This window comes from Mesorhizobium sp. HAY1-8B, from assembly GCF_056868045.1.
This window is the reverse complement of sequence record NZ_CP200321.1, coordinates 2,058,821-2,076,553: the sequence shown is the minus strand read 5'-3', so window position 1 is coordinate 2,076,553 and position 17,733 is coordinate 2,058,821. Positions and strand designations below refer to the sequence as shown.

General features: G+C 60.5%; 17 protein-coding genes. 3 read left to right on the top strand and 14 right to left on the bottom strand.

Annotation, left to right across the window (positions count from 1 at the left end):
• The first annotated feature begins 15 nt into the window (after positions 1 to 15).
• From AC1VON_RS10075 to AC1VON_RS10065, 3 genes are all read left to right on the top strand, one after another.
• Positions 16 to 873 (top strand): DUF1194 domain-containing protein, encoded by an 858-nt coding sequence (locus AC1VON_RS10075; RefSeq protein WP_483121879.1) that lies wholly within the window; start codon positions 16 to 18, stop codon positions 871 to 873.
• A 184-nt stretch (positions 874 to 1,057) separates the two neighbouring features.
• Complete coding sequence (locus tag AC1VON_RS10070) at positions 1,058 to 2,017, top strand: aldo/keto reductase (RefSeq protein WP_483121877.1); 960 nt, start codon at positions 1,058 to 1,060, stop codon at positions 2,015 to 2,017.
• A 317-nt stretch (positions 2,018 to 2,334) separates the two neighbouring features.
• Entirely contained in the window at positions 2,335 to 2,697 is a 363-nt protein-coding gene (locus tag AC1VON_RS10065; RefSeq protein ID WP_483121875.1) for a nucleoside/nucleotide kinase family protein, read from the top strand.
• A gap of 789 nt (positions 2,698 to 3,486) precedes the next feature.
• Here the strand turns inward: AC1VON_RS10065 and AC1VON_RS10060 are convergent.
• The 14 genes from AC1VON_RS10060 to AC1VON_RS09995 all read right to left on the bottom strand — a co-directional run bounded on the left by AC1VON_RS10060 (position 3,487) and on the right by AC1VON_RS09995 (position 17,073).
• Positions 3,487 to 4,362, bottom strand: a complete 876-nt coding sequence (locus AC1VON_RS10060; RefSeq protein WP_483121873.1) for an N-acyl homoserine lactonase family protein — start codon at positions 4,360 to 4,362, stop codon at positions 3,487 to 3,489.
• Positions 4,334 to 4,825 carry a hypothetical protein gene (locus AC1VON_RS10055; RefSeq protein WP_483121871.1) on the bottom strand — a complete coding sequence of 164 codons (492 nt, stop codon included), beginning with the start codon at positions 4,823 to 4,825 and terminating at the stop codon, positions 4,334 to 4,336. The genes AC1VON_RS10060 and AC1VON_RS10055 overlap by 29 nt, the downstream gene beginning before the upstream one ends.
• Positions 4,822 to 6,453, bottom strand: a complete 1,632-nt coding sequence (locus AC1VON_RS10050; protein WP_483121869.1) for a GMC family oxidoreductase — start codon at positions 6,451 to 6,453, stop codon at positions 4,822 to 4,824. The genes AC1VON_RS10055 and AC1VON_RS10050 overlap by 4 nt, the downstream gene beginning before the upstream one ends.
• Positions 6,454 to 6,520: 67 nt before the next feature.
• Positions 6,521 to 7,999 (bottom strand): NAD-dependent succinate-semialdehyde dehydrogenase, encoded by a 1,479-nt coding sequence (locus tag AC1VON_RS10045; protein ID WP_483121867.1) that lies wholly within the window; start codon positions 7,997 to 7,999, stop codon positions 6,521 to 6,523.
• A gap of 10 nt (positions 8,000 to 8,009) precedes the next feature.
• Positions 8,010 to 9,026: an ABC transporter permease gene (locus AC1VON_RS10040; protein WP_483121866.1), complete on the bottom strand. Its 1,017-nt coding sequence runs from the start codon at positions 9,024 to 9,026 to the stop codon at positions 8,010 to 8,012.
• Positions 9,027 to 9,034: 8 nt separating this feature from the next.
• A complete protein-coding gene (locus AC1VON_RS10035; RefSeq protein WP_483121864.1) occupies positions 9,035 to 10,006 on the bottom strand; it encodes an ABC transporter permease in 972 nt (323 codons plus the stop codon).
• Entirely contained in the window at positions 10,003 to 11,562 is a 1,560-nt protein-coding gene (locus AC1VON_RS10030; protein ID WP_483121862.1) for a sugar ABC transporter ATP-binding protein, read from the bottom strand. Before AC1VON_RS10030 ends, AC1VON_RS10035 begins: the two co-directional genes overlap by 4 nt.
• A 94-nt stretch (positions 11,563 to 11,656) precedes the next feature.
• Entirely contained in the window at positions 11,657 to 12,793 is a 1,137-nt protein-coding gene (locus AC1VON_RS10025) for an ABC transporter substrate-binding protein (RefSeq protein ID WP_483121860.1), read from the bottom strand.
• A gap of 27 nt (positions 12,794 to 12,820) precedes the next feature.
• The gene (locus AC1VON_RS10020) at positions 12,821 to 13,651 is read right to left on the bottom strand and encodes an alpha/beta fold hydrolase (protein WP_483121858.1); all 831 of its coding nucleotides are present in this window, start codon (positions 13,649 to 13,651) and stop codon (positions 12,821 to 12,823) included.
• Positions 13,652 to 13,698: 47 nt separating this feature from the next.
• Complete coding sequence (locus tag AC1VON_RS10015) at positions 13,699 to 14,100, bottom strand: hypothetical protein (protein ID WP_483121857.1); 402 nt, start codon at positions 14,098 to 14,100, stop codon at positions 13,699 to 13,701.
• Positions 14,097 to 14,525, bottom strand: a complete 429-nt coding sequence (locus AC1VON_RS10010; RefSeq protein WP_483121855.1) for a carboxymuconolactone decarboxylase family protein — start codon at positions 14,523 to 14,525, stop codon at positions 14,097 to 14,099. Before AC1VON_RS10010 ends, AC1VON_RS10015 begins: the two co-directional genes overlap by 4 nt.
• A 28-nt stretch (positions 14,526 to 14,553) precedes the next feature.
• Positions 14,554 to 15,441, bottom strand: a complete 888-nt coding sequence (locus AC1VON_RS10005; protein WP_483121853.1) for an NAD(P)-dependent oxidoreductase — start codon at positions 15,439 to 15,441, stop codon at positions 14,554 to 14,556.
• Between the two features lie 46 nt (positions 15,442 to 15,487).
• Positions 15,488 to 16,180, bottom strand: coding sequence for a GntR family transcriptional regulator (locus AC1VON_RS10000; RefSeq protein ID WP_483121851.1), 693 nt, complete (start codon positions 16,178 to 16,180; stop codon positions 15,488 to 15,490).
• Positions 16,181 to 16,404: 224 nt separating this feature from the next.
• Complete coding sequence (locus AC1VON_RS09995; protein ID WP_483121849.1) at positions 16,405 to 17,073, bottom strand: GntR family transcriptional regulator; 669 nt, start codon at positions 17,071 to 17,073, stop codon at positions 16,405 to 16,407.
• Positions 17,074 to 17,733: the final 660 nt, after the last annotated feature.

The following is a 17,733-nucleotide window of genomic DNA, read 5'->3' as shown; positions in this document are numbered from 1 at the left end:
GGGATGGAGAATAGCATGTTCGAAAGCAAGCATCAGGACGCAAGCGCCTCGTCCGCGGCGGCCTCCTTTCGCGAGCAGGCGCGAGCGATAGGCACGGGCATTCCGAAGCCGACTGAACGACCGGCCAATGGGCCGGCAAAACGGGCCAGCTCATATTTGAGACTGGCGGGAACCCTTGCCGCTTCGGTGTTTTGGGCATCGCAAGCCCATGCCGCCAATGTTGATGTTGCTGTCGTGTTCGCGGTCGATTTCTCGTCCTCGATTGATCCGGAGATTGCCGACATGCAGCGCGAGGGGCATGCCGCGGCGCTCACCTCGCCCGAGATTATCGCGGCCATCACCCGAAATTATGTTGGCTGCATCAGCGTAGCCTACTTTGAATGGTCAAGCCCCGGACACACACGCATCGTGCTGCCGTGGACAAGCATCTGTGGGCTGGAAGACGCCAAGGCGGCGGCCTCGGTGATCAGCAAGAGAGGCGATACCGGCCATATTCGCAGGGGGCGAAGCGGCACATCCGTTTCCTCGGCCATCGACGTCGGAACGCTTCTGCTCGATCAGTTTCCTGGAAAGGCGGCCAAGAAAGTGATCGACATCTCTTCCAACGGTGAGAACAACGATGGACTTCCCGTCCAGCCCAGCAGGCTCAACGCCATCGCCAAGGGATACACGATCAACGCGATCGCCATTCCAGCAGAAGATGAGAATCCCGACCAACCATTGGCATCCTATTTCGCCCAATCGGTCATTGGCGGCTCGCAAGCCTTCGTCATGACACCGAAGGGCCCAAGCGACTATGCCACCGCGCTGCGCCGGAAGCTGGTGACGGAAGTGAGCATGGACGGCGACCCACGAATTCCCGGCATCAGGTAGCAAACGCCACCACAGCGCTGACCGAAAAGGACGGGCCGAGCAGGCCGTTCGGGTTTTTTTGCGCGAAATGGGCGGAGGAAGCGGGGGGGTGCCCCAAGGACGCCATGCCTTGACAGAAAGACAAAATGTCATTCGACTAAGGTGGAGGGCGGGCTTGATGCGGGCTTGAAAACGAGTCTTCGCCATGAAGCTGGTCTTTGTCGAAGCGATCGGCAGCAAGGTATCAAGTGTCGGTTTTGGCTGCGCTTCGCTTGGCTCTCGCATCGGAGTTCGCAAGGGGCTCGAGACGCTCGAACGCGCGTACGAGGCTGGGATAACGTGGTACGACGTAGCGCCTTCCTATGGCGACGGGATGGCGGAATCGATCTGGGGCGAATTTGCATCCAGGAAGCGCGATAGCGTCTGCGTCTGTACCAAGGTTGGCATGCGTCCGCCGAAGACCTCCGCCACCATGCGAGTGCTGAAGCCGTTGTCACGGATTGCCATTGCGACGGTTCCGGCGCTCAAGCGGTATGCCTCAAGAATGCGCCCCACGCCATTCAAGGTGCCGCTGTCTGCGGAGTTTATAAGATCAAGCGTCGAGGAGAGCCTGCGGCGTCTTCGCACGGATTACGTCGATGTCCTTGCGCTGCACCGTCCGACCGCCGAGGAACTTGTTCGCGAGGATATCATCCGGGCCGTGGAGCGCGTGGTTCAGGACGGGAAGGCCCGGGCCATTTCGGTCGCAGGAGACCTTGAGGCTGGAATGACGGCTCTCGATGAATCGCTGCCTTATCGCTTCGTTCAGATTGCCAATACCCCGCTGGAGCCCAACCTGGGGAAGTTGAAGGAGCGCGCTCACGGGCACAGAACGTTTGTGACGCATGGGACCTTCTCAGGCCTCGGTCAAATCGTCGAGACGTTAAATGCGCAAAAGGAAATACTGGCCGCTCTTGGCGATCTCGGATACCGCGGCAGTCCGACTGACGTTGCTGTCTCATTTCTCGCCGACTACGCATTCGCAACCAATTCAGCAGGCGTCACCCTGGTCTCCATGTTCAAGAAGGAGCACCTCGATTTCAATCTGCTGCGATTGAAGAACCATCCAACACCCGAGCGGCTAAATGCCATCGTCGCCGCGCTCGCCATGGGCGTGAAAGACTGATCAGCTTCGCCTGCCGGGGTCTTCAATGAGGCGCAAAGCGGCCATTGATTGCGCATCGCGGCTGCGCGTCGAGCACAAGCGCATCTTCGGCGTTTGAACCCAAGCCATCCTGACAGGCTCATCGAACGTTTCCTCACAAATTCGTAAGGAGCGGTTCATGCAAACGGAGGAAGCTGGCTAACAAAAATGGTGCGAGTTCACGCATGTAGCAGCTTGCTGGTTGCTTCGAGAACGTGTTCGAACTTCGCCCCTTGGTCGTTGTTCCCGTGGCCGGTCGAGGGTGACTTGGTTGGAACATATCACCGGAGCCGGATCGCGTGATTGTCGAGTTATTTGGCCCTGCCGGGTCGGGCAAAACAACGTTTGCACATGCACTTCAGCGCCGTCTGCAAGCTCAAGGCTACGTTGCAAAAGTCGTGCTTTCCTATCAACCCGGTGTCCATTCCACGCCATTTGACCCTGGCGGACTTTGCTACGCTTTCCAGCGTATTGTCAGGGCGATACTGCGAACAGCCACCTTTGCTTTCCATCCTTTGAACAACGCGGATGAACTCAGGCTGACAGTCAAGCTAGTCCGAATTTTAACGCCTAGAAATCCGATTTGGCTGATAAGGTTCAGCCGCTACATCCTTGCCCTATCAGTGGCTTGGCAGTATTCGGTCGGCGATCGGAAATTGTGATTTTCGATCAGGTTTCATTCAGGCTGTCTGCTCTCTTAGCCTGTTTAGCGGAGTTGCGGACACGGCGTCACTGGCAACGGTCCTGGATCTGATACCCACCTCGGATCTTGCGATAAGTGTGGACGCCGCCGAACTTTGTTGTCGAAACGGCTGAAGGACCGGCTCTTTCATCAGAGCTATATGGAGCGGCTGTTCGAGGCGGATTCCAAAACCAACTTGCAATCGATACCAATCATCCGTCGGGCCTCCTTCTCGGCAAGGAGAGATCAACATTAAGCATCGACATGTCGGACGAACGCAGCCTCCAGGAGGCTATATTTCGCGTCGAAAGAGAAATTGTCGAAATGCGTAGCTAGGATCGTTTTCAGGTCAACCGAGCGGCCACCACTGAAGATGGCGTGGTCAGGTTCGCAGTCTCATGAATGCCCCCAACCAGCCGCGCACCTGGGACGCGGATACCCCACAGCTGTCCACGCCGAGCTGCTGCGAAAATGATCCAAACTCCGAAACCGGAAAATGCCCCGAAGCTCCAGGAGCGGAGCACCATCCCAGGCCAATGCCGGTCTTCCCTCGCCGCTTTAGGACCTTGCATGGGCAGTTGGAGCCAAGTCAAGCCGACGTGGCGGTATTCTGGGCGTGACGACAGCGGCCTGGCACTAGAGCAATTCCAGGAAAAGTGTGATCGGTATTCCCGGGAAAAGCGCGTAGCGCTTTCCCTTGGGAATTGCGTTGAAACAAAGAGACAGAGCGTTTTACCGTTTCCGTGAAACGGTAAAACGCTCCGGCCAGCTAAATTCGCGAGGTCTCCCCCTCGGCCAGCGCCACTTCGACCAGATAGTGGCCTCTCTTCGTCACACGCGAAGGATAAAGATCGGCCATTCCCTGGTCATGGGGAATGAGGACGCGGCGGATATCTCGCTTCACCGTTTTCATGATCTCGTCGGTCACCATGAGCAACTTGGTGTTGGAGCCATAGGACAACCCGTTAGGGACGTAGAACGGGTCTTGCGGATTGCCACCGTGCAGATTGTCGTGCCGATAGATCAGATCGCCGGTGTAGACGTAGTTGTCTTCGCTGGCAGTCCGGCCATCATTGCGGATGACGATGTATTGCGAGTGGGCGGTGTGGGTGTCCGGGGCGACACGAAGGTCGATATTCGGCAAGATGTCGTCGGCGTCGCCGTCCACGCCGATCATGCGGCCCTTTCGGGCAAGCTCAATGGCTTCCATCATGTCATTGGGATCGGTCGCCCCCATCAGCCAACGGAACTTCCGGTCCATGGCCATGATCTTGACCCATGCGGCGAGTTCCTCGGACTGGATCAGGAACGTGGCGTTGGGGAATAGGGAAAGCCCGCCCATATGGTCGAAATGGGCGTGCGTGAGGATGACGTAGTCGATATCCTCCGGCTTGACGCCGACTTCCGCAAGAACATCCCGCGGGTGGGCCCATTTCTGGACGTTGAACTTGTCAACGAACGCCTTGCCATGGGACTCGGCGTTGAGGCCGCAATCAAGCAGAATGGTTTTCCCGTGTCCCTTCAGCAGCGTATACGCGTAGGGCAGAACCTGCGTGCCCGCATTGTGGCGACCGAAAATCAGCGAACTTGTCGCCGCATCCGGCACCTCTGCGAAATTAAGCATCCAGATTGAATACTCGGCCATTCACTCCTCCATTGGTCCTGAGCAGATTGCCGTGCAAGGCACAGCACGATTGTTGAAAATCGACGGTCTCGAAACCGGGCATCGCCCGCGAGGCGGCCTCGATGTCCTTCCAGGCCGAGCGCAGCGGCGGCAGCGGGTCCACCGCCGAAACCAATCCGGAAAGCCTGGCATCCAGCGCGCCCAGCGCCGTGCCCAGCTTCTCCAGTGCCGCCGTGAGATGATGATGGAAATGCGCCGCCAGATCCGGCGCCTTCAGCCGGGCGTGATCCGCTCTCGCCTCGGCCAGCCGTTCTCGCACCACTTCGCGGCTCTCCACATCGAGCACATGGCGCGATTTCAGCATCTCCGCCGACATCAACAGCCCGGCTAGCCTCGTCGACACCTCATGCAAGGCGTCGAAGACCGGCTGTGCCGCCAGCACATAGGCGCGGATGACCTCGTCGCTCCTGCTCTGTATCCTCATGGCGTAGCCGTTCGGCCGAGTATCATATCGGCCGCCTTCTCGGCGATCATCAGCGTGGTCGCGTTGGTGTTGGCGGACGGCATGGACGGCATGATAGACGCGTCGCAGACGCGCAGCCCCTCGATGCCATGGACTCTGAGCTGGTGGTCCACCACGCTGTCGGGACGATCCTTCGGTCCCATCCGCGCTGTCCCCATCATGTGATAAACAGTCGTGCCCTTCTGCCGCGCGAAGGCGAGCAGGTCCTCGTCGCTTTCGATCTCCGCCTTCGGCGACGTCTCGGCCTCGACGAAGCGGGCCAGCGGCGGCGCACGGAACAGGCGGCGCGCGATGCGCATGCCCCCGAGAAGAACCTGCTTGTCGCGATCATCAGTGAGATAGTTCGGCTGGATCGACGGTGCCTCGAACACATCCGCGCTCTTGACCCGCACATAGCCCAGGCTTTCCGGCCTTTCCTGCCAGACCCCCAGCGTCAGCCCTGGATGTTTGTCGAGCAACCCGACAACCCCCTCACGGAAGCTGGCGGGCGCGCAGGCAAATTCCAGGTCAGGACGATCGACCGACGGGTTCGAACGGCAGAAGATGTGAACCAGCGAAGGGCTGATGGCCAACGGGCTCGGCAGCCCGACAAGCCAGCGAATGACCTGCACCGCCAGGGCCGGTCCCTGCACCTTGGTGTTGATTGTCGGCGCGCCCCGGATTCTCGACACCATGCGCACAGCATAGTGGTCGCGCAGGTTGGCACCGATGCCGGGAATGTCGCGCAGGACGTCGATGCCCGCCTGCCTGAGCACATCGGCCGGACCGAGGCCGGAGAGTTGCAAGAGCTTCGGCGTATTGATCGCCCCGGCGGTCAGGATTACCTCGCGGCGGGCGCTGACGGTGCGCGTGGTTCCGCCCTGCCCTCCCTGGATATAGCGTACGCTCCGGGCGATGCCGTTCTCGACGACGATCGAGGTGCAATGCGCGGAAGTTCGTATGGACACTGTCGGGCGTTGCTTGGCCTTCGCGAGAAAGGCGCGGGCCGCGCTGATGCGCTTGCCACGGTAGATCGTGCGCTGGAAGAACCCGGCCCCTTCCTGCTTTTCGCCATTGTGATCGGGGTTACGGGGTATGCCGATGGCCTCGGCGGCGTCGATCAGCGCGTCGCTGACCGGATTGTGCCAATCGAGATCGGTGATCGGCAGTTCTCCGGTCGTGCCGCGATACTTCGGATCGGATGAGCCAATCCGCTTGTCGGAACGCCGGAAGTAAGGGAGGACTTCCCGGTAAGTCCAGCCAGGATTCCCTGCCGCCGCCCAGTTGTCGTAGTCCGTCGCCTGGCCGCGAACATAGTTCAGCCCGTTGATCGAGCTGGAGCCTCCCAGCACACGGCCTTGCGGTAGCGAGAACGAGCGATTGTCGATGCCCGGCCCCGGTTCCGACTGGAAGTTCCAGGTGAGCGTCTTCGAATAGATGTTCTTGATGTAGCCGGCCGGTATGTGGATCAGCGGATTGATGTCGGCGGGTCCGGCCTCCAGCGTGCAGACGGAGTGGCCGGCGGCACTGAGCCGCTCGGTAAGGACGCAGCCCGCGGTTCCCGCGCCGACAACCACATAATCGAAAACCTCGTTCTCCCCTGACGACATTACGGAGCCCTCCCCACGGGAGCCGCGCAGCGCACGGAGCCGGATTGCGATGGTGAACTGGCAGGGCTCATTGCACCCCTCCGAGGCAGACATATTTTAGCGACAGGAAATCATCGAGCCCGTATTTGGAACCTTCGCGCCCGAAGCCGGATTGCTTCACGCCACCGAATGGCGCCACTTCAGTCGAAATGAGACCGGTGTTCACTCCGACCATGCCGTATTCAAGCGCCTCGGCCACTTTCCAGAACTGCCGCAGGTCACTGGCGTAGAAATAGGACGCAAGTCCGAATTCCGTGTCGTTCGCCAGTTCGATCACCTCATCCACAGTGTCGAAGCGGAACACGGGGGCCAGCGGAGCGAAAGTCTCCTGGCGGGCGACCTTCATGTCCCGCGTCACGCCTTTGACCACGGTGGGCTGGACGAATGTCTTTCCAAGCGCATGTGGCTGTCCGCCGGTGACCAGAACCGCACCCTTCGAAATGGCATCGTCCAGATGGCTCCGGAGCTTGTTCACCGCCATCTCGTTGATCAGCGGACCGAGCTGAGTCCCCTCCTCGAAGCCGTCGCCGACCTTGAGGGCCGCGACCGCGCGGCCGAGCTTCTCGACGAAGGCGTCGTGAATGCCTGATTGCGCGAAGATGCGATTGGCGCAGACGCAGGTCTGGCCGTTGTTGCGGAATTTCGATTGCAGCGCACCCTCGACGGCGGCTTCAAGGTCGGCGTCGTCGAAGACGATGAAGGGTGCATTGCCGCCGAGTTCGAGGCTGAGCTTGAGTATTTTCTGAGCGCCTTGGGCCATGAGCAGGCGACCCACCTCGGTCGAGCCTGTGAACGTCAGCTTGTTGACGAGGGGATTGCCGCAGACCTCCTGGCCGAATTCGCGCGACCGCGATGTGGGCACGACACTAAGAAGGCCCGGCGGCAGACCGGCGCGCTCAGCCAGAACGGTCAGCGCGAGGGCCGAGAGCGGCGTTTCGGCGGCCGGCTTGAAGACCATCGCACAGCCGGCGGCCAATGCCGGTGCAAACTTGCGTGCGACCATGGCGGAGGGGAAATTCCATGGCGTGATGGCCGCGACAACGCCGACAGGCTGCTTCAGCACCACGATGCGCTTGTCGCGATGATGGCCCGGAATAGTGTCGCCGTAGATTCGCTTGGCCTCTTCGCCAAACCACTCGATGTAGCCGGCCCCGTAGGCAACCTCTCCCATCGCCTCGGCGAAAGGCTTGCCCATTTCCGCCGTCAGGATCGTGGCCAGATCCTTCTGGTTGGCCATGACCAGGTCGAACCAGCGGCGCAGTATCTCGGCCCGTTCCTTTCCGGTGGCCTGCGCCCACAGCTTCTGCGCCGCGGCGGCGTGGGTTATGGCTTGGCGCACCTCGTCAAGAGACATATCGGCGACCTGTGCCAGGATTTCTGCCGTGGACGGGTTTCGGACGGCGATCGTGTCGCCGCTGGTCGAGTGCACCCATTTGCCGGCGAGAAAGGCCTGCTCGCGGACAAGCGAGGGATCGGCAAGGCGCGAGACAAGGGACGTTGCGATCATCCGGGTGTCCTCAGATCTGGTTGCGGATATGCGGGGCGCGTGCGTAGATCGCCACCATCGGAATGATGAGCATGCCGACGACGGCTTGCTGGGAGGCGAAGCTCAATCCGAGGCCCACGAGGATGGAGGTGAGCACGGTAAGCACCAGCACGCCGAGTACGGTCGCCCCATAGCCTCCCGCACCGCCCAGAAGCGACGTGCCGCCGATCACGACGGCGGCGACCGTGGTGAAGAGGTAGGGATCGCCCACGCCGACGAAGCCGCCGCCCGAGAAGCCGAGCAACAGCATGCCGGCCGATGCCGACGCGGCGGCCGAGATCGCATGCACGGCGATCCACAGATTGCGTTCCGAAATCTGCAAGCGGGCCGCCGCGATGCGACTGCTCCCCAGGGCATAAATGCCCCGACCGAACCAGGTGTTGCCCATGACGAAGATCACCACGGCCGACAGGATCAACCAGATGAAGATCACAGGGGGCGCCGGGATGCCGAAGGTCGTGCCGTTATATGCTGCCAGGTTGCGCAGCCATTCAGGTATCGTGGCAAAGACGGTGCCGGCATAGATGGAGCCGAGCGTCGTGTAGATCTGCGTTGCTCCGACCACGGCGAAGCCCACCGCGAGCGACATGATCAGAGCCTGACCCTGGATGCGGAAACTCATCAGCCCGTTCAAGGAGCCGACCAGGCTTGCGAGGCAAATGATGAAGATGATCGCAAGCCAGGGCGGCATGCCGGAGACCAGGAGGCTGGGCAGCAGAATGTTGGCCGAGCCGATGACGAAGGGAATGGACAGGTCCAGCGCGCCCAGGAGCGCGCAGAGCGTCTGCCCGAGCGAGGCGACGCCAAGGAAGGAGGCCAGGAGCAGGATCGAGCGTGCGTTCCGCACCGACACGAAGCCAGGCACCAGCACCGCGCCGAGGACGGCAAGCACTGCGAGCAGCCCCGCGCCGATCAGCAAGGAACGTTGGACGTCGAGGCGGCGCCGGGCGGGCGCGATCGAAGAGGGAAGCTTTGCTGTTTTTTCCATCTGCTATCTCAAGAACTGCGGGCGGAAGGGGACGAGAACACGTTCACCAGGAGCGAGCAGGCCAGGATCGCGCCGAACGCCAGCTGGGTGACGAACCCGGAAAGAGAACCGAAGTTGAACGTGCCCAGCAGGTAGGTGATCAGGAACATGTTGAGTGCGCCAAGCGAGGCGCCGAGCGCACCGCCACGACCGCCGGACAGGCTCGCGCCGCCGAGCACGAGCGCGGTGACCGCCTGCAGCGTGTAGGTCGATCCCTGGGTCGGATCCCCCGATGAAATCAGGGCGGTGTAGCTGAGGGCGGCAAAGCCCGCGAACATGCCGCCGATCGCATAGGCGACCAACCGAACGAGATCGACGCGGATACCCGCCGTATAGGCCATGCGTTCGTCCGAGCCCACGAGGCGCAGTTGCCGATGGAAGCCGGTGCGCGTGATCAACCCCCAGATCGCGAAAACGACCAAAACCAGGATGAGGATCGGGGAGACAATCTGTGCGGCGGCTCCCGCGCCCCATGCCATCAACCAGTCGGGCGCGACACCGCCTGACCGGGACATGATCATCAAGTTGACACCGCTCAGAACCAGATAGCCGGACAAGGAGACGATGATCGGCGCAATGCGCACATGGATGACGATGAGCGCCAGCAACACCTGCCAAAGCGCGCCGGCAAGCAGCGCCCAGCCGATGAACAGGACAGGATTGGTGATACCCCGGGCAGACAGCCAGGCGACCAACGTGACATTGAGGAAGCCGATAAGCGGGCCTATCGAAAGGTCGACAGCCCCGCGACCCGCCATCACGATCGGCGTGAGCGCCATCGTCGCGAAGAACAGCGGGGCAGCGACCAGAATGGCGTTCCCGATGCCGGAGGGCGTAAAAAGGTTGGGCGAGCGCATCGCCACAAGGATGAGCAGGACGACGACGAGCAGGACCGGCACCATCAGGGAACCGAGTTTTCTGAAGGCATTGGACGCTGTCATGGCGCTACCTCATGTGCGGCTTCCAGTTCGATGTGAGCGCCCGGCGGCTGACCGAACATTGCCCCCAGGATTTCGCGTTCCTCAATGGCCTGGCCACTCAGCGACCGGAACAGCGATCCCTTGAAAAAGACGTCCACGCGATGTGAGAAGCCGGGGAATTCCTCGATCTCGCTGGAAAGGTAGACGACCGCGCCGCCGCCTTCGGCAAAGCTCTGGAGATCGCGGTACAGATCGCGCTTGGTGCCAAGGTCCACGCCGCGTGTGGGGTCGTTGAGAACAATGACCCTCGGACTGTCGGCGAAGGCCCTGGCGATCAGCACTTTCTGCTGATTGCCTCCCGACAGCGAGGTGATGCGGTTGTTGTATGAGCCTGTCTTTATCGACAGGCGCCGCACCTCCTCGGCGAAAAGCCTGTGCGCGTGGTCCTTGTCGATCTTGCCGAACAGGCCAAGACGACGGCGGTAGACCCCGAGCGCGAAATTGTCGAAAATACTCATTTGCGGGAATATGCCTTCGCGCTTGCGGTCACCCGACACCCAGGAGATCCGCAACCGCCAGGCCGCGGCGAGATCAGTCACCGGCTCGACAACGCCGTCAGAATTCCGGCAACTGATTCGACCCGCATGCGGAGCAGCTATCCCGGCGAGCGTGCGCGCGAAGCGCTCCTGGCCCTGACCATCGAGGCCGGCCAGCCCGACAATCATTCCAGGCTCCAGCGAGAAGTCGAAAGGAAGCGACTGCTCGTCGACTTGCAGGCCTTGACCGATGAGTATAGGCGCGGCCGAAGTTCCTTGAACGCGGGAAAGCGCAGCTGGCGCAGCCGAGAGGGTGCGACCGGATTGGGTCATCAGTTCCAGGAGACGCGCCTCCGTGATTTCCTCACGGACCAGGACGCCGACCGTCTTGCCTTCGCGCAGGATGGTGGCGCGGTCGGCGATGTTGACGAGTTCGGCAATTCGATGCGTGACCAACAGGATAGTCTTGCCCGCCGCACGCAGGCGCTCGATCTCGGCGAACAGGCGCTGCGTGGCCCCAAGATCCAGCGCCGCCGAGGATTCGTCGAAGATCAGCACTTCGGGCCGCCGCAGGATCGCGCGGACGATGACGATCCATTGCTTGACGCTCAACGGCAGGCTTCCCGCCGGGGCTCGCATGTCCACGGGATATCCGACGCAGCGGGCCATGATCTCGCCCGCCTCGCTCAGCTTCTCGGCCCGGCTTCTTCCCGTTCCCAGAAAACCTTCCGAACCTACATAGAGGTTATCGAGGACGCTCGCCTCGTCGGCGACCAGCACTTCCTGGAAAATTGTGGCGACACCGATGCGACGGGCCTCCAGCGGCGTCGAGACCGAGGTGCCGAGAATCTCGCAGGTGCCTTCATCCAGCATCAGCACGCCGGACATGATCTTCGCCAGCGTGCTCTTGCCGCTGCCATTCTCGCCCACGATGGCATGCACTTCACCCGCATAGGCTTCGAAATTGCAGCCGGTCAGAGCGCGGGTCTCGCCGAAGCGCTTCGATACGTTGCGCAGACGGATTGAAGTCGTTCCCGTCATGCCTGCTCCAGTTCAGTCTGAAATGGCGCAAGCAGACGGGCCGGCCATCGGCGGCCCGTCGCTTGCGTTGGCCCGGTTGGTTGTTTGGACTCGGTTACTTGGGGTTCGCGAAGAACTCTTTCGCCACATCCTTCGGCCACCAGGTGTCGGCCGTCGGTTGGACCCAGCCGGTGGAGTTCAGGTCGCAGTCTTCTGGCAGCGCCGCCTTAACATCGTCGATCGTGTAGGGCAGAACCGGCCGCAGCATCGACTGGACCTTGGGACCTTCACCGCTCAATGTGCGCAGCATGACATCCCACACCTGATCCATCTCGCGGGCCGGCGGCCAGATGTGGAAGGACTTGGAAATCCAGTCGGGATGTTTGCGCCAGTAGCAGGCCGCGGATGCCTCACCGCCGAGCGTAATCGGCACCATCGGCCGACCCGATTGAAGCATGGCATTGAGGACGCCGTTCTCCTGGGCTGCCTGGGTCAGGATGCCGTCGACCTGCGCCGGATTGACCGCAAGGAACTTCTGCAGCTCGGTCTGCGCTACCTGATCCGTCCACTTGCCGGCAATCTCACCTATGATCTTGATGTCGGGGAAGGCCTCCAACGCCTTCTTGGCTCCCGCGTCGAAGGCGTCCGACGAGGCCGTTCCGGGCACACCGGAAACAAGGACCAGATTGCCCTTGCCACCCATCTCGCCAGCCAGCCAGGTGGCCATGTCAAAGCCACCCTGCATGTGGTTGGCGGCGACGTTGATCGAATACGGCGAGGTCGTGTAACCCGAATAAGCGAAGACAGGCACGCCCTTGGAGTGAGCATATTCGATTGTCGGATTGAACGCGGTAACGTTCGAGCAGCAGATAACGATGGCGTCGACGCCATCATCGACCATCTGGCGCATCTGCTGGATCTGAACGGCGTCCTTGAAGTCGGCTTGCGTCACGACCAAATCGGACACCAGCCCGGCCTTCTTGGCTTCCGGGGCGAGCTTGTTGACAATCTCGTCGAGCGCCGTCGCCTGCCAGGTATTGCCCGCATAGGTCGACGCATATCCGATCTTCCAAGGTGGCGACTTCTTGGCCTTGAAGTCGATCAGCGGCGACGGGCCGATAGGGATCTGCGTGTCGACCATCTTGTAGACGTCACGGATACTTTCCGGCAGGCCGTCCAGCCCTCCAGCCATGGAGGCGGTGGACATAGTAGCCACGGCCGAAAGAACAGCAGCAAAGGTCTTCATTTTCATTGGTTTCTCCTCTCCATATTTGTCTCTTCACTGCCTGGAATGAATTTCTTCCAGAATTGGCAGCAGATATTCACGAAACTTCGTGTAGTCTTCAGTCACCGGGAAATGACCCAGGTCCTTCATCGCTGCGAACTTCGAGCCCTTGACCAGTCTGGCCAGTTCTTCCGATTCCTTCGGAGACGTGTTCGGATCGTATTCGCCGGTCAGCATATAAAGCATGCATTTCGACGTATCGATTGCCCGAGCCTCGTCGTCGGACATGTTGTGATCGTAGTAATAATAATACAGATCCCCCGCGAATATTCCTGGGCCGCCGCAGGCGTACTCCCACTGTATTTCCCGAACATTCTTCTCCGGAGAATAGGGTGAGATATTCAGCATCATCGCCGCCCCGATCGACGTGCGGTTGACATTCGGGTTGTCGAATTCCTTGCGGATGCCGGCCATGCCCACATCGACATATTCGACGGCGGAGCGAAGGGCGCCTTCGACCGCGATCGTCGCGCGATAGCGATCCGGATGATTTGAGGCGAGATCCACCGCGAGGTGGCCGCCCATCGAACTGCCCATATAGACGGGCCGATCGAGTCCCAGCGCATCCGAAAGGACGTTCGGGAAGGCCATCATGCGGGCCTTGGTCATATTGTATTCCTGCTCCCACCAATTGACGCCGTAAGGCGGCAAGGACTTGCCGTGGTAGGGCAGATCGAAGGCGATGACGCGAAAGCGGCTGGTCACCGCCTCATCGCACAACAGGTGACGATACTGGCGGCCGTCGGAGCCCGCCGTGTGGCCGACGATGAAGGGGATGCCCGAGCCAGCCTCTTCATAATAGACGCGGTATTCGATGTCCTCCACCGTCAGGTAGACGTAGTGGCCGGTTATGGGATCGTGCCTTGTCATTCTCATGCCTCCCCGTCGTGCAGCTGGCGCAACAGCGTCGTCATCCGGTTCAGCGCGGGAAGATAGGCGAAGGTCTCGTTCGAGACGTTGATCCGCATGCCGTGCTTGACCGCGGCGGACTGGATGCACTGATAAAATGGGCGAGGCCGACGTTTCAGCAGCTCACCCCACTGTTCGACGGTTCCGCCAACGATGATGGTGGATTCTGCATCAGGCACAGCACCGCCATCGGTTATGCCCGCCAGGGCGCCGTTGGCGAAGCTCAGTGCCCAGGACTCGTCGCCGAAGTCGAGACGGATGACGCCGGTCAGATATCTGGTTTCGCGCTTGAACTCGAAGTCGCCGCGCGCGCGTTCGATGAACGCGTTCCTCTCTATTTTCATAATCTCCTCCGAACCGATCAACCGGTTATCTCGTCCAGCACCTGTTGCGCACTGCGGAAGCTGTCGATCGCGGCGGGCACGCCGCAATAGATGGCTACCTGAAGAAAGATTTCGGTGATTTCCTCACGCGTCACACCGTTGTTGAGCGCTCCCCTGACATGGGTGCGTAACTCGTGCTGGCGGTTGAGGGCGGAGATCATTCCGAGATTGAGGATCGACCGCTCACGGCGGCCGAGACCGGGGCGATTCCAGATCTCGTCCCAGCAATATTCGGTCACCAGCTTCTGCATCGGCCAGCTGAAGTCGGTCGCCTTATCCAGCGAGGCGTCCACATAGACGTCCCCCAGCACCTCGCGCCGGGTCTTCAATCCGCGTTCGAAGGCTTCGGTGGGCTCGCGCGCACCTTTCCCTTCGGAGTGGCGTGGGCCGCCGGCTCCGTCTTGCATGCTCAGTCCTCCATTCAGACGTTAGCGGCTATCCCCGTGAGGCGACCTGCCGCGCAAAGAAATCGTAGAAACGCGTGTGATCGACAGAGCCTCCGAGCGCGTTCGCCGCGCTGTCCCAAAGCTGCGCGGTCTGGCGCAGCCCCGGCTGATCGAGGCCGAGCGATGCCGAAAGGTTCGCGGCTGCACGGATATCCTTGGCCATCAGGCCCAGGGCAAACCCCGACGCGAAGGTGCCGCTAAGGATGAACTGATTCATCTTCACGTCGGTGGCGTTGTTCTTGCCGCTAGATGCATTCAGCACCTCCACCACCTTGCCCTGGTCGAGGCCAAAGGCCTTGCCCAGCAGCACCGCCTCGACGGCGGCAATGACACCCGCTCCGGAGACGTAGTTGTTTATGGCCTTCATTGCGTGACCGGCACCTACCGGACCACAATGGAAGAGTCTTGCCGACATGGCCTCGAGAACCGGAACGGCATCGCCATAGTCCGCATCGGATCCGCCGGCCATGATCGCCAGGGAGCCGTCGATTGCCCGCTTCACGCCGCCCGACACCGGAGCGTCGACGACGCGCAGATGGCCTGCCACGCGCTCGCTCAGCGACCGTGTCTCGTCTGGCGCCGAAGAGCTCATTTCAAGAAGAAGGGAGCCGGCCGGCGCCTGCTTGTAGATATCGTCGTCCAGCAGAACCTGCTGAACGATCTTGCCATTGGGAAGCATGGTGATGATCCGATCGCAGTCACGGATCGCGTCGGCGACATTCGCCGCGGCTTCGCCACCAGCTTCGACAAGCGCGGCGACAGCTTTTTCGGAGAGGTCGAAGCCCGTTACCTTGAAACCGGCCTTCATAAGGTTGACGGCCATGGGAACGCCCATCTGACCCAACCCTATGAATGCGATTTTCACGCCCTCAACCATTATGCTCCTCCACTTCTGTAAGATTATAAGATTGTCTTACAAACTGTCAATCTGGAATTTCTTGCATTGGACCATTTTTCAGACATTCGATGGCGACCTTGGCGGCCTCCTCGATATGCCTGCGGCAAGCACGCTCCGCGCGATCCGGATCCTGGGCGCGGATGGCTCTCGCGATCTCGCGGATTTCTGCGACACTCCGTTCGGGCCGTCCCTGCTGAGCCATCGAGGTGAAGCGAAGGAGATTGATCCTGTTATGCATCGAAGTGAGCGTCTGCCGCACGAAACTGTTGCCGCTGCCGCTCATGAGCAGATCGTAGATCACGGCTTTCGCGCGGATCATTTCGGCGGAACCGACCTGGTGAGCGGCCTTGGCGAAAACCTCCACGGCCTCGTCGAACGCATCCATGAATTCCGGAGAGGCAGTCTGGGCGCAACACCGCCCCGAAAAGCCTTCCAGAAGTGCTCGCAGGGTGTAAAGCTGCTCCGCGTCCTCGATGGTGATGCGATTGACCTCCATCCCCCTATGCGGCACGCCGATCAGCAGTCCTTCTGCTTCCATCTGCCTGACCGCTTCGCGAACCGATGTCCTTCCCACGCCCAGAAGCTGACAGAGTTCCCGCTCGATAAGGCGCTGACCAGGCTGGAATCTGCCGCTGACAATCGCCATTCTCAACATCTCGACGGCCTGCCCGCGAACTGTCGTCTTGTCCTTGTCGATCAGTAAATCCACGTCGCGCATGAACGCTTGAAGCCTTCTCCGGGCAACAGTCTGCCGAGCAGCCGACCGGCTATGCCGGCCCTGCAGTCAGGCAATCCATCACCTGCCGAACTCCGGCTCGACAAAGTCGCAATCCGGCGTGGTTGGCGGTGAAAATTCACCCAACCATTGGTATCGGAGATCGAAAGCCTTCAGGTCATCATTGCAAGATTGTATGACAATCTGTCAATAGCAAAAGGCGGTTTCTACGCCGCCTTGCGAGAAAATGCCGCCTTCGCGGCGTTGGCTATATGGAGATGGCACGCCGCGGCGGCGCGCATGCCGTCGCCGGCCTCGATTGCCGCAGCGATGTCGCGCAACTCGGCAATGCTGTGCTGGATCCTGCCCGGCTTCGCCATCGAGGTCGCCCTGAGAAGGTTGATACGGTTATACAGGGATTCCAGCGTGCGGCGGACATAGATGTTCTTTGCGCCCTCAAGTAGAAGGTCGTAGAATTTCGACTTGCTCTCGATGAGATTGACCGACTGTCCCGAAAGCGCGACGGCGGCGAACTCCTCCACAGCCTCACTCAGCAGCCGCTTGAACTCTCTTGTGCCGGTTTCCGCGCAGCGTTGTGCTGCGAACCCCTCAAGCAAGGAGCGTAGCTCATAGAGCTGATGCGCCTCCTCTTCGTCGATTGTCGACACGATGGGGCCGCGATGCGGAATAAGGGTGATCAGCCCCTCCGCCTCAAGCTGCCGTAGTGCCTCGCGAAGCGACGGCCGGCTCACGCCAAGTCTCTCGCACAATTCGCGTTCCACCAGTTTTTGGCCAGGTTGGAAACCACCGGAGGAAATCGCCGCACGCAGCTTGTCCTCGACCTGCCCACGCAAGGTTGCACTTCGCTTCGAAACCCGCAGATCGAATTCAGACATCAAGACCAGGCTCCAACACCGCTGTTTCGAATTCCGTCTGTCGAATCTTCCACTGTGGCCCACATGCCAGCACTGTGTACAGCTTCCGGTCAAGTAGCGGCGGGGCGTCGATGCGCAAACCGATGAGTTCGCTCCAGGCGACGGAGTGACTACAGCTATTTAGACGATCCACAGGACCTTCGACATGCGGAAAACATCGTCGCCCTTCCCAATTCGTCGAGGCGCCATCAGTTTCAAGCCTGTCGTACAATCAGGACAAAGCGGCTTTTCGGAGCTCGGCCCTGCCATCCACAAGGGGTCGAATGTCCGTCAGGATCACAAGCCTGGCGAAATAGCGCCAGCCTTTCAAGGAGATTTCGAACTCGCCCCGCCATTGATCTTGCCCGTCTCGCTATACGGCTTGCAACGTCCAAACGGACAGAAAGCGTTCTGCGTCAAGAGCTTCAGCGATTCTAAGGAGATAGGCTGGTGCTGCGAGAGAGGATTGAACTCTGGCTTACTGTAACGAAATCAATAGCTTACATGAAATTTTGTAACGCTGTTACGAACATAAATAGGCGCCTTCGGGTGACGATTCCCATGCGGCTAATTCGACTTCTCGCGGTTGGGCACATAACCAGTCACTGGACCAAAGCGTCTTGACACCCTGGGTCTCTCTGT